This window comes from Saccharopolyspora spinosa NRRL 18395 (assembly GCF_000194155.1).
Taxonomy (GTDB): domain Bacteria; phylum Actinomycetota; class Actinomycetes; order Mycobacteriales; family Pseudonocardiaceae; genus Saccharopolyspora; species Saccharopolyspora spinosa.
In genome coordinates this window covers 2,264,233-2,289,805 of sequence record NZ_GL877878.1, presented here as the reverse complement: position 1 = coordinate 2,289,805, position 25,573 = coordinate 2,264,233, and the positions used below count along the sequence as shown (strand labels likewise).

The 25,573-nt window shown below is 66.1% G+C and carries 21 protein-coding genes and 3 pseudogenes; 11 read left to right on the top strand and 13 right to left on the bottom strand.

Annotated elements, in window-relative coordinates; genetic code table 11:
- Positions 1 to 146: 146 nt before the first annotated feature.
- From SSPN_RS50805 to SSPN_RS0111395, 5 genes are all read right to left on the bottom strand, one after another.
- A complete protein-coding gene (locus SSPN_RS50805) occupies positions 147 to 344 on the bottom strand; it encodes a thiolase family protein (protein WP_237710514.1) in 198 nt (65 codons plus the stop codon).
- Between the two features lie 115 nt (positions 345 to 459).
- Positions 460 to 1,251 carry an enoyl-CoA hydratase/isomerase family protein gene (locus SSPN_RS0111410; protein ID WP_010694614.1) on the bottom strand — a complete coding sequence of 264 codons (792 nt, stop codon included), beginning with the start codon at positions 1,249 to 1,251 and terminating at the stop codon, positions 460 to 462.
- Positions 1,248 to 2,423, bottom strand: a complete 1,176-nt coding sequence (locus SSPN_RS43450) for a CaiB/BaiF CoA transferase family protein (RefSeq protein ID WP_044572831.1) — start codon at positions 2,421 to 2,423, stop codon at positions 1,248 to 1,250. Before SSPN_RS43450 ends, SSPN_RS0111410 begins: the two co-directional genes overlap by 4 nt.
- A complete protein-coding gene (locus SSPN_RS43445) occupies positions 2,420 to 3,481 on the bottom strand; it encodes an acyl-CoA dehydrogenase family protein (protein WP_010694609.1) in 1,062 nt (353 codons plus the stop codon). The genes SSPN_RS43450 and SSPN_RS43445 overlap by 4 nt, the downstream gene beginning before the upstream one ends.
- Complete coding sequence (locus tag SSPN_RS0111395) at positions 3,475 to 4,620, bottom strand: acyl-CoA dehydrogenase family protein (protein ID WP_010694607.1); 1,146 nt, start codon at positions 4,618 to 4,620, stop codon at positions 3,475 to 3,477. Before SSPN_RS0111395 ends, SSPN_RS43445 begins: the two co-directional genes overlap by 7 nt.
- 478 nt (positions 4,621 to 5,098) lie before the next feature.
- Here SSPN_RS0111395 and SSPN_RS0111390 point away from each other — a divergent pair, with 478 nt between their 5' ends.
- The 6 genes from SSPN_RS0111390 to SSPN_RS0111365 all read left to right on the top strand — a co-directional run bounded on the left by SSPN_RS0111390 (position 5,099) and on the right by SSPN_RS0111365 (position 12,112).
- Entirely contained in the window at positions 5,099 to 6,781 is a 1,683-nt protein-coding gene (locus tag SSPN_RS0111390) for a flavin-containing monooxygenase (RefSeq protein ID WP_010694606.1), read from the top strand.
- 159 nt (positions 6,782 to 6,940) lie between these two features.
- Entirely contained in the window at positions 6,941 to 8,473 is a 1,533-nt protein-coding gene (locus SSPN_RS0111385; protein WP_010694605.1) for an ABC transporter substrate-binding protein, read from the top strand.
- Positions 8,474 to 8,547: 74 nt separating this feature from the next.
- On the top strand, positions 8,548 to 9,483 hold the full coding sequence (locus tag SSPN_RS0111380; protein ID WP_010694604.1) for an ABC transporter permease: 936 nt from the start codon (positions 8,548 to 8,550) through the stop codon (positions 9,481 to 9,483).
- The gene (locus tag SSPN_RS0111375; protein WP_010694603.1) at positions 9,480 to 10,349 is read left to right on the top strand and encodes an ABC transporter permease; all 870 of its coding nucleotides are present in this window, start codon (positions 9,480 to 9,482) and stop codon (positions 10,347 to 10,349) included. Before SSPN_RS0111380 ends, SSPN_RS0111375 begins: the two co-directional genes overlap by 4 nt.
- Positions 10,339 to 11,337 carry an ABC transporter ATP-binding protein gene (locus SSPN_RS43440; RefSeq protein WP_010694601.1) on the top strand — a complete coding sequence of 333 codons (999 nt, stop codon included), beginning with the start codon at positions 10,339 to 10,341 and terminating at the stop codon, positions 11,335 to 11,337. The genes SSPN_RS0111375 and SSPN_RS43440 overlap by 11 nt, the downstream gene beginning before the upstream one ends.
- Positions 11,324 to 12,112 (top strand): ABC transporter ATP-binding protein, encoded by a 789-nt coding sequence (locus SSPN_RS0111365; RefSeq protein WP_010694600.1) that lies wholly within the window; start codon positions 11,324 to 11,326, stop codon positions 12,110 to 12,112. Before SSPN_RS43440 ends, SSPN_RS0111365 begins: the two co-directional genes overlap by 14 nt.
- Here the strand turns inward: SSPN_RS0111365 and SSPN_RS50800 are convergent.
- Positions 12,109 to 13,047, bottom strand: coding sequence for an IS630 family transposase (locus tag SSPN_RS50800; protein WP_158309554.1), 939 nt, complete (start codon positions 13,045 to 13,047; stop codon positions 12,109 to 12,111). The genes SSPN_RS0111365 and SSPN_RS50800 overlap by 4 nt on opposite strands.
- A 229-nt stretch (positions 13,048 to 13,276) precedes the next feature.
- Between SSPN_RS50800 and SSPN_RS59580 the strand changes: the two are divergent.
- A pseudogene (locus SSPN_RS59580) lies at positions 13,277 to 13,392 on the top strand (IS982 family transposase); the annotation flags it as partial.
- Positions 13,393 to 13,399: 7 nt separating this feature from the next.
- Here the strand turns inward: SSPN_RS59580 and SSPN_RS0111350 are convergent.
- Positions 13,400 to 14,362: an alpha/beta hydrolase gene (locus SSPN_RS0111350; protein ID WP_010694598.1), complete on the bottom strand. Its 963-nt coding sequence runs from the start codon at positions 14,360 to 14,362 to the stop codon at positions 13,400 to 13,402.
- Positions 14,363 to 14,573: 211 nt separating this feature from the next.
- Between SSPN_RS0111350 and SSPN_RS0111345 the strand changes: the two genes are divergently transcribed.
- Positions 14,574 to 15,041 (top strand): Lrp/AsnC family transcriptional regulator, encoded by a 468-nt coding sequence (locus SSPN_RS0111345; protein ID WP_010694597.1) that lies wholly within the window; start codon positions 14,574 to 14,576, stop codon positions 15,039 to 15,041.
- Positions 15,042 to 15,067: 26 nt separating this feature from the next.
- Here SSPN_RS0111345 and SSPN_RS0111340 read toward each other — a convergent pair whose 3' ends face one another.
- From SSPN_RS0111340 to SSPN_RS0111315, 6 genes and pseudogenes are all read right to left on the bottom strand, one after another.
- Positions 15,068 to 17,212 carry a 3-hydroxyacyl-CoA dehydrogenase NAD-binding domain-containing protein gene (locus SSPN_RS0111340; protein WP_029535218.1) on the bottom strand — a complete coding sequence of 715 codons (2,145 nt, stop codon included), beginning with the start codon at positions 17,210 to 17,212 and terminating at the stop codon, positions 15,068 to 15,070.
- Positions 17,213 to 17,223: 11 nt separating this feature from the next.
- Complete coding sequence (locus SSPN_RS0111335) at positions 17,224 to 18,435, bottom strand: acetyl-CoA C-acetyltransferase (protein WP_010694583.1); 1,212 nt, start codon at positions 18,433 to 18,435, stop codon at positions 17,224 to 17,226.
- A 29-nt stretch (positions 18,436 to 18,464) separates the two neighbouring features.
- Positions 18,465 to 19,811 carry an aspartate aminotransferase family protein gene (locus SSPN_RS0111330; protein WP_010694581.1) on the bottom strand — a complete coding sequence of 449 codons (1,347 nt, stop codon included), beginning with the start codon at positions 19,809 to 19,811 and terminating at the stop codon, positions 18,465 to 18,467.
- 529 nt (positions 19,812 to 20,340) lie between these two features.
- A pseudogene (locus SSPN_RS59575) lies at positions 20,341 to 20,764 on the bottom strand (ISAzo13-like element transposase-related protein); the annotation flags it as partial.
- A gap of 91 nt (positions 20,765 to 20,855) precedes the next feature.
- A complete protein-coding gene (locus SSPN_RS0111320; RefSeq protein ID WP_010694573.1) occupies positions 20,856 to 21,632 on the bottom strand; it encodes an IclR family transcriptional regulator in 777 nt (258 codons plus the stop codon).
- A gap of 4 nt (positions 21,633 to 21,636) precedes the next feature.
- On the bottom strand, positions 21,637 to 23,103 hold the full coding sequence (locus SSPN_RS0111315) for an aldehyde dehydrogenase (protein ID WP_010694571.1): 1,467 nt from the start codon (positions 23,101 to 23,103) through the stop codon (positions 21,637 to 21,639).
- A gap of 219 nt (positions 23,104 to 23,322) precedes the next feature.
- Between SSPN_RS0111315 and SSPN_RS43425 the strand changes: the two are divergent.
- The 3 genes and pseudogenes from SSPN_RS43425 to SSPN_RS0111300 all read left to right on the top strand — a co-directional run bounded on the left by SSPN_RS43425 (position 23,323) and on the right by SSPN_RS0111300 (position 25,569).
- Positions 23,323 to 24,032 (top strand): annotated as a pseudogene (locus SSPN_RS43425) (SDR family oxidoreductase).
- A gap of 20 nt (positions 24,033 to 24,052) precedes the next feature.
- Entirely contained in the window at positions 24,053 to 24,517 is a 465-nt protein-coding gene (locus SSPN_RS48790; RefSeq protein ID WP_143539525.1) for an HAD-IA family hydrolase, read from the top strand.
- Positions 24,514 to 25,569 carry a phosphotransferase family protein gene (locus SSPN_RS0111300; RefSeq protein WP_010694566.1) on the top strand — a complete coding sequence of 352 codons (1,056 nt, stop codon included), beginning with the start codon at positions 24,514 to 24,516 and terminating at the stop codon, positions 25,567 to 25,569. Before SSPN_RS48790 ends, SSPN_RS0111300 begins: the two co-directional genes overlap by 4 nt.
- Positions 25,570 to 25,573: the final 4 nt, after the last annotated feature.

Below are 25,573 nucleotides of genomic sequence, written 5' to 3'. Positions count from 1 at the left end.
CCCGTCCCGATCCCTGATCATGTACCTGGCCCGGCCGCTAACGTCTTCGAGGTTCATGACCAAGTTCTTGGCGGCCTGCACCACCCATGAGGCGGACGGGTGTGGGGTCGCGCCGAGGATGCGAATGCGGCGGCGTGAGTGCTCAATCATCGCCAGTAAGCCCACGCCTTGTCCGGCTTCTCGACCACCCAGGCGGTCCGGGTCATCGACTCCACCCCACCCGCGATGACCAGGTCGACCTCGCCCGAGGCGATGAGCCGACGGGCGGTAGCGACCGCCGTAAGGCCAGAGGCGCACAGAAGGTTGACTGTGCGGGGCGATGCCGGCGCGCCTGACGGCCTCACGGAGAACGAGCGACAGGTACCGCACACGCCGCCCTCGCACGAATGCGAGGTCGAGCGCGCGGTCTGAGCACGACGAGGCCCCGGAATCGATCGATGTCAGGGCCTCGTCAAATCGTCAGTGGCCGGTGAAGACCGGCTTCTGCTTGTTCAGGAAAGAGCGGACGGCGTCTTGATGGTCCTGGGTCAGACAGAGCGCGGCCTGGGCCCGCGCCTCGGCCGACAGTGCTTGGTCGAACGTCAGGGTCGAGACCTCCTCCAGGGCAAGCTTGGACGCCGCGTACGCCGCCGTTGGTCCGGCGGCGAGCCGAGCGGCGAGCCGGTGCGCGGTCTCGTCGACCTCGCCGTCCGGCACGATCGTCGCGGCGATGCCCCAGCTGACCGCGTCCTGGGCGGAGAAGGGCTTGGCCAGCAGCACGAGCTCCTTGGCCCTGGCCAGACCGACGGACCTGACGAGCGTGGCTGACAGCCCTGTGTCGCAGGTGAGGCCGATGGCGCTGAAGGCCGTGCCCAGCGACGCGTCCTCGGAGAAGACGCGGAGGTCGCAGGCCAGCGCTAGGCCCAGCCCGGCGCCGACGCACGCACCGCAAACGGCAGCGATCACGGGCTTCGGCATCGATACGATCTGCTGGACGATCGGGTTGTAGTCTCGGGCCACGGTGTCACACGCTGCGCCGGCGTCGGCCTCCAGCGCCGCGGCGTGCTCGCCCAAGTCCTGGCCCGCGCAGAACGCGGGCCCCACGCCGGTGAGCACCACCGCGCGGACGGAGGGGGCATCACCGACCGCCTCCAGCGCCAGGCGCAGGGCGCCCTTCGTGGCATGGTCGAGGGCGTTGCGCTGTTTCGGGCGGTCGAGGATGACGGTGGCCACCGCACCCGCCCACTCGATGCGGACTGGCGACGCACTCACCGCTGCGCACCGCTCTTGTGGTCGTAGTGGTCCCTGATCGCGGCGGAATCCGCCCCCAGGAGCACCGCCGGCCCGGCGGGCGCCGGCGGTGTACGACCGAAGGTCACCGGCATTCCGGGCTGTCGGAGCAGTCCGAGCACCGGGTGGTCGACGGACTCGAAGACACCGCTGGCGATCGATTGCGGCGTCTTGACGACCTCATCGATGCTCATGACGGGTGCGGCCGGGATGTCCAACGAGTCGAGGATGTGCAACCAGTCCTCGGTCGTGCGGGTGGGAAGCACCTCGGCCACAAGGGCATAGAGCTCGTCGATGTTCTCGGTCCGACCGCCGATCGTCAGCAGCCGATCATCGGCCAGCAGGTCAGGTCGCTCGATCAGGGTGAAGAAGCTCGCCCACTGGCGGTCGGTGTAGACCATAACTGCGATGTAGCCGTCTGCCGTCTGGTACGGCCGCCGGTGCGGTGATTCCATGCGCGCGTACCCCTTCGGCCCCAACGGGGGATCGAACACGGTGCCGCCCTGCTGGTCCATTGCAGTGAACGCGACCATCGTCTCGTACATCGGCACCGACACCTCTTGCCCGAGACCAGAGCTGGCTCGTTCGTAAAGGGCCGTCAGGACGCCGATGACCGCAAAGACACCCACTGTCTTGTCGGCGATCGGGCTCTTGACGTACATCGGAGGAGCACCGGTCGTGCCACCCTGCATCGCGGCGATCCCTGCTGCGGCTTGGATCGTGTCGTCGTAGGCGGGCTTGTCGCGCCACGGCCCGCGCTGATCGAATCCGTGCATCGAGCAGTAGACCAGGCCTGGATTCGACGATGCGAGAGAGTCGTACGACAGGCCCAGCTTCCGCGCCGAGGCGGGGCGCAGGTTGTGGCTGAACACGTCGGCGTCGGCGATCATCTCCCTGAGGATCGCGGCGTCAGCGTCGTTGCTCACATCGAGGACGACGCTGCGCTTGCCGCGGTTGAAATTCAGGTAGAAGTCTCCGAGGCCGTGTCCGGATCGATCACTGATGTCCCTGACGATGTCGCCACCCGGACGCTCCACCTTGATGACGTCTGCACCGAGCTGGGCGAGCAGCAGGCCACAGTACGGGCCCATTAGCGTCGTGCTCATGTCGACGACGCGCAACCCGCTGAGCGGTCCACGATCGGCGGCACTCATAGCGGCTCGGGGGACTGACCGGCGATCAGCGGCCAGGTCGCGTCCGCGCCGGCCGCTAGCACGTTTTCGCCCAACCAGCGTGACCAGAAGGCCTCAGAGCCGTATTCGTCCCGCCAGCTCCAGAGCCGCAGGGTGAGGTGCCCGAGCTCGTACTCCTTGGTCATCCCGATGGCTCCGGTGGCCTGGTGGGTCGCCGCCGCGATCAGTCCCGCCGCGTGTGACGACACGATCTTGGCTGCTGCGGCCTCGGTGGAGCTGCCGTCCGGTGAGAAGGTCATCGCGAGCGCGGCACTCCTAGTCGCGACCTGTGCGGCTCGGACGTATTGCGCCGCCTGGACCAGATGTGCCTGAACGGGCTGGAACCGGATGATCGGTCGACCGAACTGCACACGATCCTTCGTGTACTGAAAGGTGAGCTCAACGGCTCGCGCCGCTGCGCCGGTCATCAGTGCCGCACGGGTGAGCGCTGCACGGGCGTGCAGTTCCTCGGCGGCGGCCGGGCGTGGCAGCTCGTGAATGAGGGCGGCGGCACCGTCGAGCACGACGGTGTCGCGTCGTTCGCCGGCAAGGTTGCGGCCTGCCACGATCGTCGCCTCATGCGGGTCGAGCGACGCCACGACGGGGCCATCGGGCAACTCGAGAAGCAGGACAATGCGGTCCACGTCCTGGGCCCAGGGCACCTTGTAGACCGTCCCCGTGAGACGGCCGCGGTCCACGCGCACCAGGGGGGCCGGAGCGTAGGTCAGTGGCTCGACAGGGACGGGAAGGTTGCTCTGGTCGAGCAGCCACCCGGCAAGAATTCCGTTCTCGGCGACCGGCCCTCGGACAGCATGCCGTCCGGCCTCCTCCACCACGGCCAGCGCTTCGACGAGGGTCCCGCCGTCGTGGCCGTCAGAGGGCACGAAAAGATACCCACCCTCGAAGAGCGCGTCCCACTCGGGGCCGAAGCCCGTGTCGGACACTTCGCCGTCGCGAGAGCCAACGTTGGCCAGGAGCGATGAGACGGTCTCGCGAACCGTGTCTGCATCGCGCTGGCACTCACTCCATGAGGTCACCACCGAACGCCCTCCAATCCCTTTGCAGCGACACTTCTCATCACTTCGGTGGTGCCCCCGCGTATCGTGAACGACGGTCCGGTCGCGACCGCCTCGGCCAACAGGTTCTCGAAGAGGTCGTCCGAGGTCGGATCCAGCTCGACGCCCGCGACTTCCCGCAGGGTCTCGACGATCTCCTGCTCCAGCGCTGTTCCGAGGTCCTTCACCAGGGCGGCCTCCGCAGACGGCATCGCACCCTCGTCGATCGACCTCGCGACCGCGAGCCCGAGCTGTCGGACGCCCCAGAGCTTCGCGGCGATTCCTCCGATGGCCTCTGCCTGGCGTGCGTTTCCTCCGCGGTCGACGGTCCTGCGGACGAATTCGATCAGCGGGGCCATCACGGTCAGGTACCGATCGGGACCCGAGCGCTCGTACGCCAGCTCCGACGTCGCCTGTTGCCACCCTGCGCCGACGTCACCCAGGACGTTCGTGTCTGCCACATGGACGTCCTCGAGGACAACCTCGTTGAAGTCGTCACTCCCATCGATGAACTCGATCGGACGCACGGTGACTCCCGGAGCCTTAAGGTCCACGATCATCTGGGAGAGACCGTGGTGCCTATCCTCGTGTGCGGAGGTCCGGCACAGGGTCAGCATGAAGTGGTTGAGGTGCGCGTGGGTCGTCCACACCTTCGTCCCGTTGACGATCCATCCCCCGGCGTCATCGCGACGGGCCGTGGTCCGCACCGAGGCGAGATCGGAGCCGGAGTCCGGTTCGCTCATCCCCACCGAGAAGTACCACTCACCCGAGGCGATCTTCGGCAGGTAGGTCCTCCGTTGGTCCTCCGTTCCGTACTTCAGGATCATCGACGCCGTCTGCCGGTCGGCTGCCCAGTGGGCACCGATCGGCGCGCCAGCGGCGAGAAGTTCCTCGGCGACGATGTAACGATCCATGTACGGGGCACCGGCGCCCCCGTATTTTTTCGGGATCGTCATGCCCACCCAGCCGCGTGCCGCTAGGGCCCGGGTGAAGTCAGGGTCATGTGCCGAGGCGAAGGCCAGTCTCGGCCGGTAGCCCGGTGGGAGGGCGGTTCTCAGGAATTCCCGAACGGCCGACCGAAGCAGGCGTTCATGGTCGGTCGGCTGGATAGGGCGAAAGGTCATCAGTGACGTCCTCGGGGGAGCGGTAGCGGGTTGTTGCGCACGACGGTGGGCTATCGGACTGGGCAAAGCCGGGACGGCGTTCGCTGAGAGACCCGCTCAGGTCCACCGCGATGACGGCGACGTGACCAGGCATCCAGTGACGGCGTTCGTCCGTGGCCCCTCCTACCGACGAAGGTTGACCCGGGCCGGTCGTGCGGGCCCCGACGCAGGTTCGGCGAGCGTAGGCGACAATCATCGTCTTACGCAATAGCGTAACGAAATCCTTGTCTACGTAGAGTGCTGGCCGCCCACCGAGCCGGCCGGCCGAGGCAAGGTACGGATATAGGCAATCGGCTCCGCTATTGCGGATTCGCCGTGCCGGTGAGTATGGTCCGTGCCACACCAGAGCGCCGTGGGATCCGCGTCGATCGAGGAGTTCGAACTCACTTCCCCTCCGGGCGCCCAGCGCCTCCTGGAGAATCCCCGAAAGGTTTGAACAATGACAGCTAGTCCCGCCAGTCACGACGACTCTGCCTCCGCAGCTGGGATCGACTACGACGTCATCATCGTTGGCGCCGGCTTCTCGGGCGTCTACCAGCTACGCAGGCTTCGTGAGCGAGGCTTCTCCGTCGTTCTCCTCGAGGCCGGTAGTGATCTCGGAGGCGTGTGGAACGCGATTCGATACCCCGGTGCACGAGTCGACAGCCACGGAGCCCTCTACCAGTTCACCGACGAAGAGCTGTGGAGTGACTGGGACTACTCGCAGATGTTCCCCGACCACACCGAGGTGCGCGCGTACTTCGACTACATCGACTCGAAGCTTGATCTTCGCAGAGACTGCCGGTTCAACACGAAGGTCACTGCATCCCGATTTGACTCTTCCACCGACTCGTGGACGGTCGAGACCGAACCCGGCGATGTCCTGACCACCCGATTCCTGGTCTTTGCGACCGGGTCGACGGTCGAGCCGTACGAGCCCAACTTCGCCAATACCGATCGCTACACCGGCACACTAGTGCACACGTCACGCTGGCGCGACGACATCGAGCTGTCCGGCAAGCGGGTCGCCGTCATCGGCACCGGAGCAAGCGGTGTTCAGATGATCCAGGAGGCTGGCTCGGTCGCGGAGAAGCTCACCGTGTTTCAGCGGACCCCCAACCTGGCCCTGCCCATGCGGCAGAAGGACCTCGACGTCGAGGGTCGCGCAAAGATCAAGCGGTCGCTCCCGGAGCGATACGACATGGTCACCAAGACGTTCGGTGCGGTCGACTACGAGTTCGATCCGCGCAACGCCGTCGACGTGACGCCCGAGGTGCGCGAGGACGTCTACAGCAAGCTCTGGGACGAGGGCGGATTCAGCTTCTGGATGGGCAACTTCGCCGACACGTTGTTCGACGCGAAGTCCAATGCCTTCGCGTACGAGTTCTGGAAGAACGAAGTCCGCCGCTACATCACAGATCCGGCCAAGATCGAACTCCTGGCACCGAGCGAGCCGCCGCACCCCTTCGGCGCGAAGCGTCCTTCGCTGCAACAGAACTACTACGAAGTCATGAGTCAGAGCAACGTGGACATCGTCGCCGTCGGGGATACGCCCATCCAGGAGTTCACGGAGCGGGGAATCCGGACTGCCGACGGAGTGGAGCGCGAGTTCGACGTGATTGTTCTGGCCACCGGCTACGACAACAACACCGGAGCAATGAACGCGATCGACATCCGCAACGCGGACGGTCAAAGCCTCAAGGACAAGTGGAGTGACGGCGTCGACAACTACCTCGGAGCCTTCACCAACGGTTTCCCGAACCTCGCCTTCGTGTACGGACCGCAGAGTACTGCCGGATTCTCCAACGGACCAACGGCCGCGGAGCTGCAGGGAGATCTCCTGATCGACTTGTTCGAGTTCCTGCGCGCGGAGTCGGTGACCCGCTTCGAGTCGACGGAGGAGGCGGACGTGGCCTGGACCGCGGAAATCGAGGAAATTCACGACCAGACTCTCTTCAAACTGGCTTCGAGCTGGTTCAATGCGGGCAACATCCCCGGCAAGCACCGACAGCTGCTGCAGTACCCGGGCGGCATGCCCACCTATCGCGAGCGCTGGACCACTGAGCGCGACTCGGGCTACAGCACTGGGCTGACGCTCAGCAGCCCGACCCGAGAGCCCCAGCCGTCAATGAACTTGTCCTAACCGAGGGCGAGAGCTCACCCCACATCGCCAGCCGTAGCCGGATCTCTCGGGTACACCGTTCCAAGGAAGCAGGATCGATCGGCCGTGACTGACAACCAACTCTGGCCCATGCGCTCAGTCGAACGAGACCGAGACGCTGTCGGGAACTCGAAGCGAAGAATGCCGCTGCTAGTGGCGATGGTGGCGCTTGTCGCGGTTGTGGCGAGTGCATGCGCGGGAAACTCCAGTAACGACACGAACGGTGCCACCGGCACGCCGGTTCAGGGTGGAACTCTGGATGTTGGACTGACCATCGACATCACCTCCCTGAATCCGTATGACGGATCGGGCGACACGACGTCCATGATCCTCGCCAACCTCAACGCCCAACTGTTCAAGGATTACGACCACAAGGTAGTCCCCGCGCTCGCGGAGAGCTTGACGCGGTCCGCCGACGGCAAGACGGCCACCGTCACGCTCCGAAAGGGTCTGAAGTTCTCGGACGGTACGCCCATCACGCCCGAGGATGTGGTGTTCTCGATCGAGCAGGCCAAGGCGGGCTCGGCGTACGGATCCCTTTACAAGGAGATCATCACCTCTGAGAAGGCAAGTGGCGAAGACAAGGTTGACCTTACGCTAGTTCGGCCTACGCCGAACCTCGAGGCGCTGTTGTCATTCCCCCGCGCTGCCATCATCCCGGCAAACTTCGGCGGGAAGAGCAAGAGCGAATACTTGCAGAAGCCCGTCGGTACGGGACCGTACATGTTCATTTCTCGCCAGCCGGGTGTTTCTATTCAGCTCAAGAAGAACCCGAACTACTGGGATAGCGGCAAACCATATATAGACACTCTCGATTTCCAGGTGTTCAACAACAACAACGCGCTGACTTCGGCGTTCCAGGCCAAGACTGTCCAGGCGATCCCGTTCGCTCCGGAGGCATCGATCCCCAGCCTTACCGGCGCGAACATCGTGAACACCGCCGCGGCCGCTACCGAGATGTTCTTCATCAACGGACGGACGGGTCCGCTCAGCGACGTGAAGGTCCGCCAGGCCATCTCGATGGCGATTGACCGTGAAGCCATCGTCAAGGGACTTAGAGGCCCGGGCGACAAGCCGACCGCGACGTTCGTCCCGGCTTCAGTTCTCGGTTCCGCACATCCCGCTCCAGTCAAAGGCGGCGACATCGAAGCGGCTAAACAACTGCTCGCAGCCTCGTCATACAAGGACGGCGCCACGATCAAGGTGATCTATCCTACCGGCGACGACACCCTGGCAAATACGGTCCAAGCCATGCAGGCAGAGGTGGCTAAGATCGGTATCAAATTCGATCTGCAGGCGCTTGATCAGGGCGCGTGGGTGAACGACGTTCTGGGTGGGAAGTACGAGTTGGCCTACCAGAACATCAGCGCGAACGGCACCACAGCAGATACCACCATGCAATTCTTCATCGCCTCGGGCGCCTACGGCGGCGGATGGTCCACGGATGTTGCCAAGTCAGCTCTCACCAAATACCAGACGGCAACGGATGCAGCCGGTCAGGCCGCGGCACTGGACGAGTTCCAGAACTGGCTCAGTGCTGAACTGCCCGTCATTCCGACCGTGTGGTTGCGCCCCAGCTTGGTGCTCAAGGGCTCCGTCGCCGGATACCAGGGACTTGACACGGTGACCCAGCAGGCACTTCCGTTCGAAGGGCTCTGGCTCAACAAGTCGTAGCACTTGGCCGGGCCGGTGGCATTGGAAACTCAGCGGAGACGTTCCCGGCGACGATCGACAGAAAAGAGGGTCGCATGGTAGCTGGCAGCTTGAAGCGCCTGGCGAGCGCGCTTCTACTCCTCCTCGGAGCCACCGCCGTGTCCTTCGTGCTGGGGCACTTGGCTCCGGGGAGTCCGGCCCGGCTGCTGCTGGGCATCGACGCTCCGCAGGCGGCTGTGGACGCGATGAACGCCCAACTTGGCCTTGATCGCCCACTTTTGGTTCAGTATGGCGACTACGTCTGGAACGTCCTGCATGGAGACTTGGGCCGCTCCTACAGCAGCTCCAGGTCCGTCGGTGATCTGATTGCCGACCGGGCTGAGGTCACAGCATGGTTACTGACGGCGGGGCTGACCTTGTCGATCCTGCTCTCGGTCACACTGGCTACTCTTGCGGCGCGCTACCGGGGCACCTGGGTGGACACCTGCATCAGGGCTTTCACCGTGGCATCGATTGCAGTTCCGACCTTCTGGAGCGGCTTGATGCTCGTACGGCTGATAGCCCTACCGACGGGCTGGCTGCCCGTTGGCGGATTCGGGGAAACTCTGCTCGAACATGTACAGAGCATCGTGCTGCCCGCGATCACCCTGGGGATCTTTTTGGCTCCCATGCAGGTGCGGGTGCTTCGCACGAACCTCGTGGAGTCGCTGGGATCGGGGTATGTAGAAGCTGCTGCCTCGCGGGGAGTTCCCCGCGGGCGTCTCTTGACCCGCCACGCGCTGCCCAACGCTGCGGCTCCGGCGATCGCGATCGTTTCCGTTCAGGCTGGCTACCTACTATTCGGTGCGGTGATGGTGGAGAATACGTTCCAACTGCCGGGCCTCGGGTCCAGTCTGGTGCTGGCCGTCAATCAGCGCGACTACCCGATGATCAACGGGATCACGCTTCTGTTCGCCGTTGTCGTGATCTCGTTCAGCCTGATCGCCGACGCGCTGTCGGCGCTCGTCGATCCCAGAGTGAGGGCCGCATGACCGATCTGAGAGCCAGCACGTCGGCCGAAGCGGGTGGGAGTCAAGCAATCGAGGAGGTCGTTGCCTCCGCCAAGATGCCGGTCGGTCGTTTTGGCTTCCGTTTTGGTCTCGCCATCGTGATCTTGGCGGCATTGATGGCCATCGTAGGCCCGTACATCGTCCCTCATGCCCCCGACGAGCAAGACCTGTTGGCTCGGCTTGCCAGTCCATCCTCGACTCATTGGCTCGGCACGGACGCACTAGGTCGAGACGTGTTCTCTCGCTTGATTGTTGCGGCACGAGTCGACCTTGGGGTGGCGTTTCTCGGGGCCCTGTTCCCGTTCATCCTCGGGACCGTGGTGGGAGGTGTCGCTGCGTATTTCGGCTCAATCTGGGACCTCGCAGTGACGCGCTTGGTCGATTTGGTGCTTTCGTTTCCTGTCTATGTTCTCATCATCTCGTTGGTTGCCATTGCCGGCGGTGGCGTCAAGACGCTTCTCATTGTCTTCACAATCGTCGGCTGGGTCGGATACGCGCGCGTCGTGCGTTCGACGGTGCTGCGACTCAAGAACGAGGACTTCATCTACGCAGCCAGACTGGGAGGCATTTCCCACCTGCGCATCTTGGTCCGTCACCTGTGTCCGAATGCGATTAGAAGTTCGTTGACTCTGTTGGTCACCGACATGATGTTCGTTCTGCTAGGCCTGGCGTCCCTGTCCTACTTGGGACTCGGCATCCCGCCGCCGACAGCTGACTGGGGCGGGATGATCGCCGATGCACAGCCGTACATGCAGCAACAGTGGTGGCTTATCGCAGCGCCGGGGTTCATGATCGCCCTCATCGGTTCGGGCCTCATGCTGATTGGAGAACGTCTCGATGACCGCTGACGCCGATGCTCCCGTGGCTGTAGACGTCTCCGGCCTCACCCTGTCGGGGCCACGAGGCCTACTCGTCACCGACGTCGCACTCGACATCAGGGTGGGCGAGTGCTTGGGCCTGGTGGGTGAGTCGGGCTCGGGCAAGACCCTGGCAGTCCGGTCTATCGCGGGCCTTCTCCCGTCGGGCATCGAACTGGCGGCGGGTCGGATCGACACGGGAGGACGCCGAGTCGGGATGATCTTCCAGGACCCGATGCGGGCGCTCAACCCGACCTTCACCATCCGGCGCACCATGCGTGAGCCGCTGATCCAGCATCACGGACTCCCTCGGAAGGTGGCCGACCGTCGTGCGCTCGAACTCATGAAGGATGTCGGGATCAAGGACGCCGAGCGCATCGCAGGGTGCTACCCCCACCAGCTCTCCGGCGGGTTGCGGCAGCGTGTCCTGATCGCTGCCGCACTGGCCTGCGAGCCGCAGATCCTGCTCTGCGACGAGCCAACCACCGCGCTGGACGTGACCACCCAGGCGATCATCCTCGATCTCCTCCACGGGCTGCGCGAAGAACGAAAGCTAGCGATGCTCTTCGTCTCACACGACCTAGCCGTCATCTCAAAGATCTCAGACCGTGTAGCCGTGATGTATGCAGGGCAGACGATCGAGGTCGGGCCCACGGACGAGGTTCTCCGCTCCCCGCACCACGCCTACACGGCGGGCCTTCTCAGGTCCAGCCCCTCCGGCGGTCGACCGGGCGAGCCCCTGTTCGCGATCGAGGGAATCCCTCCCCAGCGGCACGGGGAGCTCGTCGGCTGTCGCTTCGCAGCCCGGTGTCCGTGGGCCGTCCCTGAGTGCACGGGTGGAGCGGTGCCGTGGGTCGGTCAGGGTGATCGACACATCGCTCGTTGTGTTCGCGCTGACGACGTGGCTGCGGCATTCTCGCTCCGCGTCGAGGACGGCGGTTGGCCACGCAACCAGGAAGTGGAACATGCCGTTTCTTGAGATCGACGACGTCTCCGTGACCTATGGCCGTTCCAACAGGTTCACCCGGAGGACCGACACATCACACGTGGCCGTAGATCACGTGAGCCTGACGGCGGAGCGCCGCCAGATCGTCGGCGTGGTCGGCGAGTCCGGGTCCGGGAAGTCCAGCCTGGCAAAGGCGGCGGTCGGCCTCATCGTGCCTCAGTCCGGTGAGATCCGGCTGGGTGGGGAGGTCCTCCCGCGGAAGCGGCCGGTCGCGGTGAGACGACGCATGCAGATGGTGTTCCAGGACCCGTCATCGGCCCTGAACCCCTCGCTAACCGTCGGACAGGTGATCGTGGAACTCCTCCGGACGGGCGGGATGGACCGGACGAGGGCGCGTGCTCGTGCCGCGGAGCTGATCGACATGGTCGGTCTTTCGACGAGCGTGCTCGACGTCAAGCCGGGGTCACTCTCCGGCGGACAGCGCCAACGGGCGAGCATCGCCCGAGCCCTGGCCACCAATCCAGAGGTCATCGTCGCGGACGAGCCGACCTCCGCGCTCGACGTCTCGGTGCAGGCGACGGTCCTCAACCTGCTGCGCGGGCTCGCCGAGTCGCTCGGGCTCGCCGTCCTCTTCATCACGCACGACCTCGGTGTCGTGCGGCGCCTGTGCAACGATGTCGCGGTCATGCAGAAGGGGCGGGTGGTCGAGCACGGACCCACTGCGTCGGTCTTCGAGTCGCCGGCGGATCCCTACACCCGGCAGCTACTGGCGTCGATCCCCACCATCTCGGCGGTCACCGGCTCCTAGTAGGGCTTCGTTAGGTCTTTTTGTGTAAGGGGATTCTGCGGTGGCAGGTGGGGCAGGCGCCGGTCCAGCAGGCGAGAATTCCTTGCAGGGAACGGAGTATGGCGTAGAGGGTCAGGCCGGCGCCGGGGCTTTTGGATCCAGTCGCAGCTGGGTGCAGAAGGCTTGGGCGAGTCATGACTGCGTCGCTCGGGTATGCCGGGCATCATCGGTAACACCGGTTGCGATCGGTCCAGGGCTTGCATCCCGGATTTCTCATCCACGCACAACACCACCGCCTTCTCCGGCGGGTTGTGGTACAGGCCAACAACATCGACGACGTTCTCCACGAACAACGGGTCACTGGACAGTTTGAACCCGTCGGCGAGGTGTGGTTTGAGTTCGAACTTTCGCCAGATGCGCCCGATGGTGGACTTCGACAGTTCGCTGCGGGCGGCCATCGACGCCCGGGACAAATGCGTGGCGTTCTTCGGTGTCTCTTCCAGCGTCGCCGTGATCACCTCCTCCACTGTGTACAGCAGGACCGACGGCGGGCGCCCTGGCCGCGACTCATCGATCAGGCCCTCCAGACGGTTGGCCACGAACCGTCGGCGCCACTTGTTCATCGTGTTCGCAGATATCCGCAGATCGGCCGCGACTTGTTTGTTCGTCACACCCGGCTGAGCGCAGGCCAGCACAATCTTTGCTCGCAACGCCAACATCTGCGACGACTTCGCCCGCCGCGACCACCGCACAAGCTGCTCACGTTCCTCATCGGTGAGCACCAGATCAGCCTTGTGGCGTCCCGGCCGTTGCCGGTCGACCAGCCTATCCAACCTCGCCTCAGCAAACCGCTTACGCCACTTACCCACGGTCATCGTGGTCACATCCAGGTCGGCAGCGACCTGCTCGTACACCACCCCGGATTCCGCGCAGCGCAACACAATCCGCGCCCGCACGGCCAGCCGCGATAGAGCCAGCCCCCCGTGGTGGGAATGTAGGTGACGTCGCCGACCAGCTTGGCACGAAGCCGCGCCCGCTCGCACACGGCCAGCGGTTCCGCGTTCTCCGGGTGCTTCTTCCGGTAAGCAGCCGCCCAGTTTCCGAGCGTCCCGGCCTATTCCCTCACTTTCCGGACAATGGACCCTAGTAGATCCATTGTCCGGAAAATCAAGGGCACCTCATCACCCCACCGGCGTGATGGCCCGAGTCGCCCAACGGCTGCTCGCCCTCGCCGCAACCAGCTGGCACAACTGGCACATCAACGCCCCCGTCAACGATCACTAATCGCCTACGACCATTAGGACTCACTCATCTAGGGGTCAGGCCTCGGCGCAGCGCATCGATGACCTCCCGTTGGGCCCGCACACTGCTCGCCGCAGATGGGGCCAGCTCCATGCTGCCGTGGAAGGTGCCCGGATGGGAGTGCAGTTCCACGCTGACACCCGCGCGCAGCAGGCGGAGCGCGTACTCGATGTTCTCGTCGCGCAGCGGATCGAGCTCCATCGCGACGATGTACGTCGGCGGCAGGCCGGTCAGGTCGGTCGCGCGCCCGGGCGCTGCGTAGATCGAGACCCGTGGATCATCGGGCCCGGCGTAGTCGGCACCGAGGTAGTTCTGCCAGGCCAGGACACCGGTCCGGCGGTTCACCACAGGAGTGTCCACGAACTCGGTCATGGACGGCGTTGCGAGGCGGTCGTCGATCGCTGGACTGATCAGGTACTGGAACACGACCGGCACCTCGCCAGTGTCCCGCGCCTTCAGGATCGTGCCAGCAGCCAGTCCTCCGCCCGCACTCGATCCGCCGACGGCGATACGCGACGGGTCGAGCCCCAGCTCGTCGCTGTTCGTGTAGACGTATTTCAGCGCCGCGTAGCAGTCCTCCAAGGGACCGGGGAAGGGAGTCTCCGGCGCGAGGCGGTACTCCACGTTCGCCACCGCGATCCCTAGTTCCCGGACAACCTCCAGGCAGAAGTACTCGTACTCCTGAGCGGTCCCGAGGACGAATCCACCGCCGTGGATCGCGACCAGGACCGGAAGCGGCGCAGCTGCACCTTCCGGCGTCAGCAGCCGGATCGGAACGTCCGGAGCGTTGCCCAGCCCCGCGGCCGACACCACCCGGACGTCGACCCCGTCGTACGACAGGTTCGCTAGCGCCGGCTGGGTCGACGTGTGTTGGAGGGCGCGCGCGGTGGCGATGTCGGAGAGGTCGAGAATTGGGATCGAGGCGACGGCGTCCGCCAGCTCGGGATCCAGGTTGGGAAAGTCCGTCATGTTTAACTCCTGGGGCTCCAGATCGAGATGCTTCCGTTCACCAGCCGCGTCCGGCGGGGCGCTGCGACCCGGGGACGTCGTCGAGATTGATGCCGACCATTGCATCGCCCAGGCCACGTGAGACCTTCGTGCCGATGCCGGACGCCTCCGGATTCGCAGCGTTTTTGGCTCTCGCATGCGCCGGATCCCCCGATCGCGCCATACTTGGTGCGTGGACAGCATCGATCGCGCCATCATCAGCCAGCTCCGGCGCAACTGTCGGCAGTCCAACATCGAGCTGGCCGAAGCTGTCGGGCTGACGCCCTCTCCTTGTCTCCGGCGGGTCAAGCGACTCGAGGACGAAGGCATCATCACCGGCTACCACGCGAGCATCGCGCCCGCGGCCGTCGACCGCGGCTTCGAGGTGCTGGTGGAGATCGAGCTCAAGGACCAGTCCCCGGCGAGCACCAAGAAGTTCGAGGCGGAGCTGATCGCCCATGACGAGGTGATCGAGGCGCGGCGCATGTTCGGTTCGCCGGACTTTCGGTTGCTGGTGGCGACGAAGGACCTCGCCGCGTACGAGGCGTTCGTCACCAACAAGCTGCTGACGCTGCCGGGCCTGGGGAATCTCCAGTCGCATTTCCCAATGCTGACCATCAAGTCCGACCCGCCGCGAGCATCGGGGCGCCCGCGCTCCTGAGCCCGGGCCCCGTGCCGAGGCGGCGCTCATCGCGCACCGCGCAGCGAGTCCGGCACCCTGAAGCGCTTGCCATACCGGTCCGCGAGCTCGTCCGCCCGCTCGACGAACCCGGCAGTGCCGCCTGCGTAGCCGATGACGTACTGGTGCACGCCGCCCGTCCACGCGGGGAAGCCGATGCCCTGGATCGAGCCGATGTTGGCGTCGGCGCTGGTTTTCAGCACTCCCTCGTCGAAGCACTTCTGTGTCTCGATCGCCTCGATGAACAGCATCCGTTCCATCAGGTCCGCGAACGGCGGAGCCGGCGCGGTCCCCGTCCCGAAGGCGTCCCGCAGGCCCGGCCACAGCCCGATCCGTTTGCCGTCGGCGTAGTCGTAGAAGCCCGCACCCGCCGCCTTCGAGGGGCGGCCGAGCTCGACCATCGTGTCGATGACGACGCCTGCCCGATCGTCGGGAGGAGCGCCACCGGCCGCCCTGATGGCGTCGTGGGTCTCCTTACGGATCTTCTGCAGGAGCGTCAGGGTCAGCTCGTCCAGGAGCTGCAGCGGCCCGGCCGGGTACCCGGCCTGCAGAGCCGCTTGCTCGATGGTGGACGGCTCGACCCCCTCGCCCAGCATGCCGACGGCCTCGTAGAGGAACGTGCTGATGACGCGCGAGGTGAAGAAGCCGCGGCTGTCGTTGACGACGATCGGCGTCTTGCCGATGCACTGGACTAGGTCGAAGGCCTTCGCCAGCGCGGCGTCCGACGTCCTCTCGCCGCGGATGATCTCCACGAGCGGCATCTTCTCGGCCGGGGAGAAGAAGTGGATCCCGATGAAGTCCTCCTGGCGCTTCACACCCCGGGCGAGGCTCGTGATCGGCAGCGACGAGGTGTTCGAGCCGAGCAGCGCGGCGGGGTGCACGAGGTCCTCGATCTCCTGGAACACCCGGTGCTTGAGCTCCTCGGACTCGAAGACCGCCTCGATCACCAGGTCGGCTCCCTCGACGTCTTTCGCGTCCGCCGTCGGGTGGATGCGCGCGAGCAGGGCGTCGGACGCCGCCTGCGTGGTCGTCCCGCGCGCGAGTGCCCGCGCCTCGATTTTCGCGGAGTATTCCTTGCCCTGGTGGGCAGACTCGAGCGCGACGTCCTTGAGTACGACCTCGATCCCGGCCTTCGCGCAGACGTAGGCGATGCTGGCGCCCATCATCCCGGCGCCGAGGATGGCGACTTTGCTGAACGTGGTCCTGTCGATGCCGCCGGGACGCGACGTGCCCGCGTTGATCGCCTGCAGGTCGAAGAAGAACGCCTGAATCATGTTTGTCGAGACCGTGCCGCAGGCCAGCTCGGTGAAGTACCGCGACTCGATCGTCGAGGCATTGTCGAAGTCGACCTGCGCGCCCTCCACGGCCGCCGCGAGGATTGCGCGCGGCGCCGGCATAGGCGCGCCCCTGATCCGCCTGCGCAGGTTCGACGTGAGTTCCGGCAAGATCGCGGCGAGTTCCGGACTGGAGGGCGTTCCCCCCGGAATCCGGTAGCCGTTGACGTCCCAAGGCGCGATGCCGCCCCCAGGATTGGCGTTGATCCATGCCTTCGCGGCGGGCACGAGCGCGTCGATGCTGTCCACGAGTTCGTGCACGAGGCCGAGTTCGAGCGCCTGCGCCGGGCGGAAACGGGTGTTCTGCGCCAGGACGGTACTGAAGCCGTCCTGGATGCCGAGCAACCGCGTGATCCGGGTGACGCCGCCGGCCCCGGGCATCAGGCCGAGTGACACCTCGGGCAGGCCGAGGATCACCCCGGGTATGTTCGCGACAACGCGGTGGTGCGTCGCGAGCGCGATCTCGAGGCCGCCCCCGAGTGCGGCGCCGTTGATCGCGGAGACAACAGGCCGGCCGAGCTTCTCCAGGCGACGTAGCTGCGCCTTGATCTCCTCGACCTCGTCGAACACACGCTGCGCGTCCGCGGGTGTCGCCGAGACGACGCTGTTGAGGTCGCCGCCGGCGAAGAAGGACTTCTTCGCCGAGGTGAGGACGACGCCGGTGATGGAATCCAGCTCGTCCTCGAGACGGTCAACGGTCGCACCCATCGACTCCTTGTACCGCTGGTTCATGGTGTTGGCGGCCTGGCTGGGGTCGTCCATCGTGAGCACGACGACCCCGTCGGCGTCCTTGACCCAACTGATCATGTTTCCGCTCATGGCCGTCTCTCTCAGACTCGCTCGATAATGGTGGCGACGCCCATCCCGCCCCCGATGCACATGGTGATCAGTGCGTAGCGGCCACCGCGTCGCTCGAGCTCGTCGAGCACGGTCCCGGTGATCATGGCGCCGGTGGCACCCAGCGGGTGGCCCATCGCGATGGCACCACCGTTGACGTTGAGCTTCTCGTCCGGGATGTGCAGGTCCTTCTGGAACCGGAGGACGACGGAGGCGAACGCCTCGTTGAGCTCGAAGAGATCGATGTCGTCGACGGTCAGGCCCGCCGTCGCGAGGACCTTCTGCGACGCCGGCGTCGGGCCGGTGAGCATGATCGTCGGCTCCGCGCCAGAGGTGGCGGTCGCGACGACCCGGGCCCGCGGGACCATGTTCAGGTCGGTGCCTGCCTGCTCGCTGCCGATGAGCACAAGCGCTGCGCCGTCGACGATGCCGGAACTGTTGCCGCCGGTGTGGACGTGGTCGATCCTCTCGATCTGGTGGTACTTCTGCAGCGCCACGTCGTCAAATCCGCCTCGGCCCGCGACAGTGCTGAAGGCTGGGTTCAGCTTCGCGAGCGACTCGAGCGTGGTGCCCGGACGCATGTGTTCGTCGTGATCAAGGATCAGGAGGCCGTTCTGGTCGGTGACCGGCACGACGGACCGGGCGAAATGGCCACCCGACCAAGCCGCGGCGGCGCGCTCCTGTGATCTCACGGCATAGGCGTCGACGTCCTCGCGGCTGAATCCTCCGATCGTCGCGATGAGGTCCGCGCCGATGCCCTGCGGAGCGAAGAAGGTGTCGTAGTTCGTCGCCGGATCCATCGACCAGGCGCCGCCGTCGCTGCCCATCGGCACGCGCGACATGGACTCGACGCCGCCCGCGATGACAAGCTCGTCCCAGCCGGACCGGACCTTCTGCGCCGCCAGGTTGACCGCCTCGAGCCCTGAGGCACAAAACCGGTTCAGCTGGAACCCACCGACGGTGTCAGGCATCTTCGCCACGAGCACCGCGGTGCGAGCGATGTCGGCGCCCTGGTCGCCCACCGGCGAGACGACCCCGAGGATGACGTCGGAGATCCGATTCTCGTCCAGGTCCGGGAAACGACGGCGCAGCTCGGCGATCAGGCCGGTGACCAGTGAGATTGGCTTGACCGAGTGCAGACTGCCGTTCCTCCCCTTGCCGCGCGGGGTTCGGATGGCATCGAAGACGAACGCTTCTGTCGTCACAGCGTGCTCTTCCTTCCGGCGCCTTCCCGTTACCCGCGGTCCAAGGCGATCGTCAGCGCTTGGTCGAGGATGGCCAGTCCGGCGTCCAGGTCCTCCTCGGTGATCGTCAGCGGAGGAGCCAACCGCAGGATGCTGTTGACACCGGGGAGCTGGGCGATGTTGAGGTGCAGGCCGAGCTCGAAGCAGGCGGCTGTGACCTGGGTCCCGTAGTCGTCGGCCGGTTCCTTCGTCTCGCGGTCCATGACGAGCTCGATGCCCTGCAGCAGACCGCGGCCGCGGACGTCGCCGATGCGGTCGTGACGAGCCTGCAGGTCCAGCAGCCCCCGGCGCAGCTGCTCCCCGAGGCGGCGTGCGGTCACATCGAACTGTCCCTCCTCGAGCGTGCGGACCACGGTCAGGCCGACGGCCGCGGCCAATGGATCGGACACGTGCGTGGTCGTGAACATGAAGTGGCGGTCGCTGCAGGTGGCCTCGACCTCGTCGTTGGTGACCACCGCCGACACCGGGAGGCCGGCGCCCAGGGTCTTCGACAACGTGAGGATGTCCGGGACGATGCCGTCGCGCTGGAACGCGTACCAGTCACCGGTGCGGCAGAGTCCAGTCTGCGCCTCGTCGATGATCAGGAGCATGCCGCGCTCGTCGCACTTCTTCCTCAGCGCTGCGAAATACCCGTCCGGTGGCTCGATGATCCCTCCGGTGCTGAGGATGGGTTCGGCGATGAAGGCCGCCAGGCTCCCGACCGACTGCCGGTCGACCATCGCGAAACCGAAGTCGAGCTCGGCCTGCCAGTCGTGCTCGCCGTCCTTGCGGAACGCCGACCGGTAGGAGTTCGGTGTCGGAATGATCAGGTTCCCGGGGGCGACCGGGCCGTAGCCGGATCGCGAGAGGCAGTAGGTCGCCGCTCCGGACGCGTGCGTGGAGCCGTGGTACGACTGATCGAACGCGACGATCTCGTGCTTGCCGGTGTAGAGCTTGGCCATCTTGATGGCGGCCTCGTTCGACTCGCCGCCGGTGCTGAGGATCATGGTCCTGGTCAGCGGCGCAGGGAGCGTGCGCGCGAGGGCTGCGGCCAGGCCGACGACCGGCTGGCTGAGCATGCCGCTGAACAAATGGTCCAACGTGGCGATCGACTCACTAACGGCCTCCACGATGGCCGGGTGCGAGTGGCCCAGCAGCGAGCTCATCTGTCCCGACGTGAAGTCGATGATGCTCCGCCCGGTCTCGTCGTAGAGGTGCGCGCCGTTGGCACGTTCGATGATCGCCGGGACGAAACCCGCGCGGTTGTAACGGATCAGGTGACGCCGAGCGGTGTCCCAGAACTGCTCCGTCGTCAGCTGTGAACCCTCGGCCCGGCGCCGGCTCGCAGTGGTGGTCATGTCTCACCTCTCGCAGTTCCACGAAGTTTCGAGTTACGTTAGGCCAATCGGCCAGGCGAATGATTGCGAAATGTGCGCCACGGAGCCCTCGGACGCATCGTTATTGCGCGATTCATGTCATTGGCGCAACTATGTGCCGAATGGTTGTACGGTAAGGACTTGCCGATCAAATAACACGCCTGGTCAGCCTGGTTCTGGCTTGAGAACACCGACGTCGGTCGCGTGCTGGATGAACTCGGTTGGGGTTTTGAGGCGGATCCCGGCGAGTTGTCGCGTGTGACCGATCACGGCCGGCAGGGGGCGGTGAGACGGATGATGTTGTGGGCGCCTTGCTGGGTGACACCGAACAGGTCCGCCAGGGTTCGTGGTGGCACGGAGAAGCGCTGGTAGAGCACGGTGATCGCGGCTCGGCCGGTCAGATCGAGGATCGCTTTGCGGCCGGTGCCCGCTGCGGTGCGCGGCGGGCACCGCAGCGGCGATGGTGCAGCGCTGCTTTCCGTTGGGCGTGGCGGGCCACGCCCAATTTCGCTCGCAATAGGTCGGCCACAGTGTCCGCCGAGATCCGATGCCCGGCCCGGGTCAGCTCCTCAGCCAGTTTGCGGGTCGGCTTGGGGTCTGCCGCAACGGCGATTCCGGATCACCGCGCACGTCCGGCTCGACCAACGCCAACAACGCCGACAGCAGGCCCGGATTTACGTCGGCCAGCCGTTTTGCGCACTGCCCCCGGCCGGCGTATCCGCGTCACCGGTGCCGCACCGGATCCACCTCGTCCATCCCGGCCGCCACCGTCTGCCGGCTCATCCCCGCCGCCCTGGCCACCGCCGCGATCCCGCTATGCCCCAGCGACCGCGCCTCCGATCCCAGGTACAACCGCGGCGTCCGCTCGTCCAGATGCGGCAACAAGCCGAGAACCTCGCCGCCACCGACTGCTCGATCTCCACCGCAACGGCCATACCACAATGTGATCGACACCAGCGCGCAAGAGATCAACTTATTTCTCGGCAAATCCTAAACAAGACGGCGCTCAACCGGAGGCAGCCGGAATCAGTAGGAGTCGGGAACCCGGTTCTCCCACAGCTGCGCCCGCTCGCGGAGCAGGACGCCGAGGCGGTCGAGGTCGTCCTTCATCTCCTCCGGGGTTCCGGTCAGCGCTACCGCGGCAACGGTCTTCCCGTTCTCACGAACCGGCGCGGCGACCGCCCAATGGTCGCTCGCCACCAGGCCCTGGGTGGCCGCGTAGTCGGCCTCCAGGATCGCCGGGATCTCCTGGAGGAAGGGCTCGACCAACGGCTGGTCCTGCTCGTCCACATTGCGAAGGATCTCGAACAGGAGACGCTTGTCCAAATTGGCCAGCAGGATCCGGCCCACGGCAGTCCGCAGCAGCGGCCGCGGCGCGTGCGTCTCGGCCAGGTAGGCGAACGCCGGGTCTCCGGTGACATGGTCGAGGTAGATCGCCCTACCGGCTAGGTTGATCCCCAGGTAGGCGGTGAGTCCGGTCGCCTCGTGCAACGCTTCGAGGTCGCTGTGCCTGACGACGCGAATCGGCTCCCGCTGGGCGATGAGGTGCAGCACGTAGGGGGCCGGGCCGAGGACGTACTTGCGGCCCGACTTAGTCAGGTAGCCCGTCTCCACTAGTCCGTTCACCAGGCTCTGCACGGAGCTGACCGGCGCGGACAGCCGCTGGGCGAACTCAGTGAGGCTGACACCTTCCCTCTCGCGTGCCGCGAGTTCGAGGATCTCGGCCACCCGAGCGATCATCCGGTGTTTGAGCGGCGGGCCCTGCGCTCCTCGGGCGACGTCGCTCTCGGCTTCCGCAGCCACCCGGTCATCCAGCGTTCTTTGGACGGACGTAGATGGACTTGTACTCCAGGTAGGCATCCAGTCCTTCCGGTCCCAACTCGCGGCCAATCCCACTGCTCTTGACCCCGCCGAACGGGGCGCCAGCGTCCAGTGAAAAGTAATTTACGCCGAATGCCCCCGCCCGGATGCGTCCGGCGATCTCCAGGCCATGCGCTTCGTCCCGTGTGAAGACCATACCAGCGAGACCGAAGGGGCTGGCATTGGCCAGAGCGATGGCCTCCTCCTCGGTGTCGTAGGCGATGACTCCGATGACCGGCCCGAACACCTCCTCCTGCGCGAGCCGACTCTCGTTCGAGACGTCGGTGAACACTGTCGGCTCGACGAACCATCCCCGCGTGATGCCCTCCGGCCTACCGGCGCCACCGCACACGAGACGGGCACCCTCCGACTCGCCGAGGCGGATGTAGCCCTGCACGCGATCACGATGACGCTCGGTTGCCATCGGGCCGAGCGTCACACCGTCAGCCAGCGGATCGCCGATGACGAAGCTCTTGGCGCTGTCGACCAGCGCGTCGACCACCTCCTCGCGCCGGGACCGATGGACGAGCACCCGCGAGTGCGTGGAGCAGGTCTGGCCACCGTTCTTGAACATCGCGGTGTCGAGAGTCCGGAGCAACGCATCGACGTCGGCGTCCGGGAGGACAATGGCCGCCGACTTGCCGCCGAGCTCGAGTGTCATCCTCTTGAACAGGCGACCAGCGACCTCGCCGATGGCCTGCCCGGTCGCGGTCGAACCGGTGAACGCGATCTTGTCGACGCCTGGGTGCGCCACGAGGGCACGGCCCGCCTCGACATCACCGACCACGATGTTCAGCACGCCGGCCGGCAGCCCGGCCTCCTCGGCGGCGTCGGCGAGGATGTAGGCGTCCAGCGCCGTCTCGAGCGGCGGCTTGAGGACCACCGTGCACCCTGCGGCAAGGGCGGGCGCGACCTTCGAGATCGCCGCGAGCTGCGGATAGTTCCAGGTGGAGATCGCCCCGACGACGCCGACCGGACCCTGACGGACGATCGTCTCGCCTGCGCGGCTTTGCCGCACGCTCTCGAACTCGCGAGACGTGATGAGGTCGGCCAAGGTACGCAGCAGCGCCGTGCTCCCGATGACGTTCGACGCCAGGGAGAGATCCTTCAATGTGCCGTTCTCGCGGCTGACCAGCTCGGCTGTTTCGGCGCCTCGGCGCTCCAGCGCATCGGCGAACCGACGTAGGTGCTCTGCCCGTTCCTCGGGGCTGGTCCGGCCCCAGGGTCCGCTGTCGAGTGCCGCCCGCGCGGATGCCACGGCCCGGTCGATGTCGCTCTCCCCGCCGACCGCCACTACTCCGAGTACCTCCTCGGTGGCCGCTTCGAACTGGGTGTGCCGGGGACGGCCGCTGGCAATCGGCCACTCGCCGTCGATGTAGAAGGCCGGCCGGTCGAGCAATTCGCTACGGATCATGGTCCCTCGCTACATATATCAGTATGGCCTTCCATTATTGCGGATCCTGCCCCCGGCTGGCTAGGGTCCGCGTCACGACCGCATCGACCTGCCTCTGCAACGTTCCGCGGCAAGATCGGAGTACAAAAGGTGTCAAAGCCAGCATCCAACCGTGGTCCCGACCTCGAGGTCCCCGTCGCGACTCCGTCTGCTGCGTCAAGGTTTGACGGACGTACGGCGATCATTACCGGTGCCAGCCGGGGCATCGGCCTGGGGATCGCCAAGCAACTGGTCGCGGACGGCGCCAGGGTGGTCATCACGGGCCGGAATGTCGCGGGGCTGAACGACGCGGTCGCCGAGCTCGGTGGACCGTCGGTGGCCATCGGCGTTGCGGGTCACGCCGACGACCCGAACCATCAGTCCGAGGTCATTGCGGCCGCCATCGAGACGTTCGGAGGGGCCGACCTCCTGGTCAATAACGCCGGGATCAACCCGATGGCAGGCGGCCTACTCGAGTTGGACCTGGCTGCCGCACGGAAGACCGTCGAGGTCAACTGCCTTGCCGGGATCGCATGGACTCAGCAGATCCGCAAGGCGTGGATGGCCGAGCACGGCGGGGCGATCGTCAACGTGTCCTCGGTCGCCAGCCTTGCACCCTCGTCGTTGATCGCGTTCTACGGCGCGACCAAGGCGATGCTCAACTACATCACACAGACTCTCGCCCTCGAGCTCGGTCCGTCGGTCCGGATCAACGCCGTCCTCCCGGCCCTGGTCAAGACCAAGTTCGCCACGCTGCTCTATGAAGGCAAGGAGCAGGAGGTCGCCGAGCCGTATCCGCTCAGGCGGCTGGGCGTGCCGGACGATTCCTGCTCTCCGACGAGGCTGGGTGGGTGACCGGGCAGCTGCTGGCGGTAGACGGCGGAATCACCATCGCCACGGGGTCGATCTAATGCTCTCCCCGGGAAGTGGCGTGGTCAGAACAGGGGCTGCCCAGGGGATCAGCCGTGCGATCGCCGCGAGGCTTGCCTCGGAGAGCTGTCGCGTCGTCGTAGCCGAGATCGACGTAGCGAAGCTCGCCGGCAAGGCGCTCGGCATCCTCGAGCACGCCGGGCCGCCGACGCCCGAGCAGGTCGCCGCCTCGGAGACCACCGACGACGAACGGTTCCTCGTCCTGCCGCTCGACGATGCCTTCGACGCCGTAGTGATCTCAGGAGAGGCGGGACCGAGCAAGCCGGACGCCTCGATCTACGACTTGGCCCTGCACAGGGTCGCCGTCGCCCCGGCGGCCACAGCCTTCGTCGACGACGACATGGCGAACGTCCACGGAGCACGCGCCGTGGGAATGCAGGGTTTCCAACGCACCGACCAGGCGGACACGTGGGCCGCCCCGACGCAGCTCATCCCCGCCCGCGCCTGCGCCCGGAGCGGGCGATGAGCGCGGCCTCGCCGGGTCTGCCCGGGCTGGACCTCACCACACTGACGCCGTGGTTCAGGGAGCAGGTGCCCGGTGTCGCGGCCGACGCGGAGCTCACGGCCCGGCTCGTCTCGGGCGGCAAGTCGAACCTGACCTACGAGCTGACCGACGGCACCACGTCGTGGATCATCCGTCGCCCACCACTCGGCCAAGTACTGGCGACGGCCCACGACATGGGCCGGGAGTACACCGTCATGACGGCGCTTCGCGGCACACCGGTGCCCGTCCCGATCACCTACGCCATCTGCCCGGACGACGCCGTGCTCGGCGCGCCGTTCTACGTGATGGAGCGAGTGGAGGGCACGCCCTATCGATGGGCCAGTGAGCTGGCTCCCCTTGGAGCGGGGCGCGTGCGCGCCCTCTCGGAGCAGCTCGTGGACGTGCTGGCCGCGCTGCACGAGGTCCAGTCCGCCACCGTCGGCCTGGCCGAGTTCGGGCGGCCCGACGGCTTCCTCGCCCGGCAGGTACGCCGATGGGGCAAGCAGATGGACGCCTCCCGGACCCGTGCGCTGCCGGCGGCCGATGAGCTCCTGCTACGGCTGGCCGCCACGGTCGAGGATGTCCAGCGTGTCGGTTCGTCCCCGGGGATCGTCCACGGCGACTTCCGGCTCGACAACGCCCTGGTGCACAGCGACGCGACCGGCGACACCATCCGTGCGGTGATCGACTGGGAGATGGCCACCCTCGGCGACCCGCTGACCGACCTCGCCCTCATGCTCGTCTACGGGCGGATGGCCAGCTTCGGCACGGTGCCGGACATGCCCAATTCCGCCATCGCGCCCGGCTACCTGAGCGAGGACGAGATCATCGCTCGGTACGACGCGGCCAGCCACCGGGACCTGTCCCACATCGGCTTCTACGTCGGTCTGGCGGCGTACAAGCTCGCCGCCATCGTCGAGGGCATCCACTATCGATACCTCCACGGGCAGACCGTCGGCGACGGCTTCGCGGGCATCGGCGATGCCGTCGAGCCCCTGCTCGCGACTGGCCTCGACGCCCTCGACCTCAGCTAGAGAC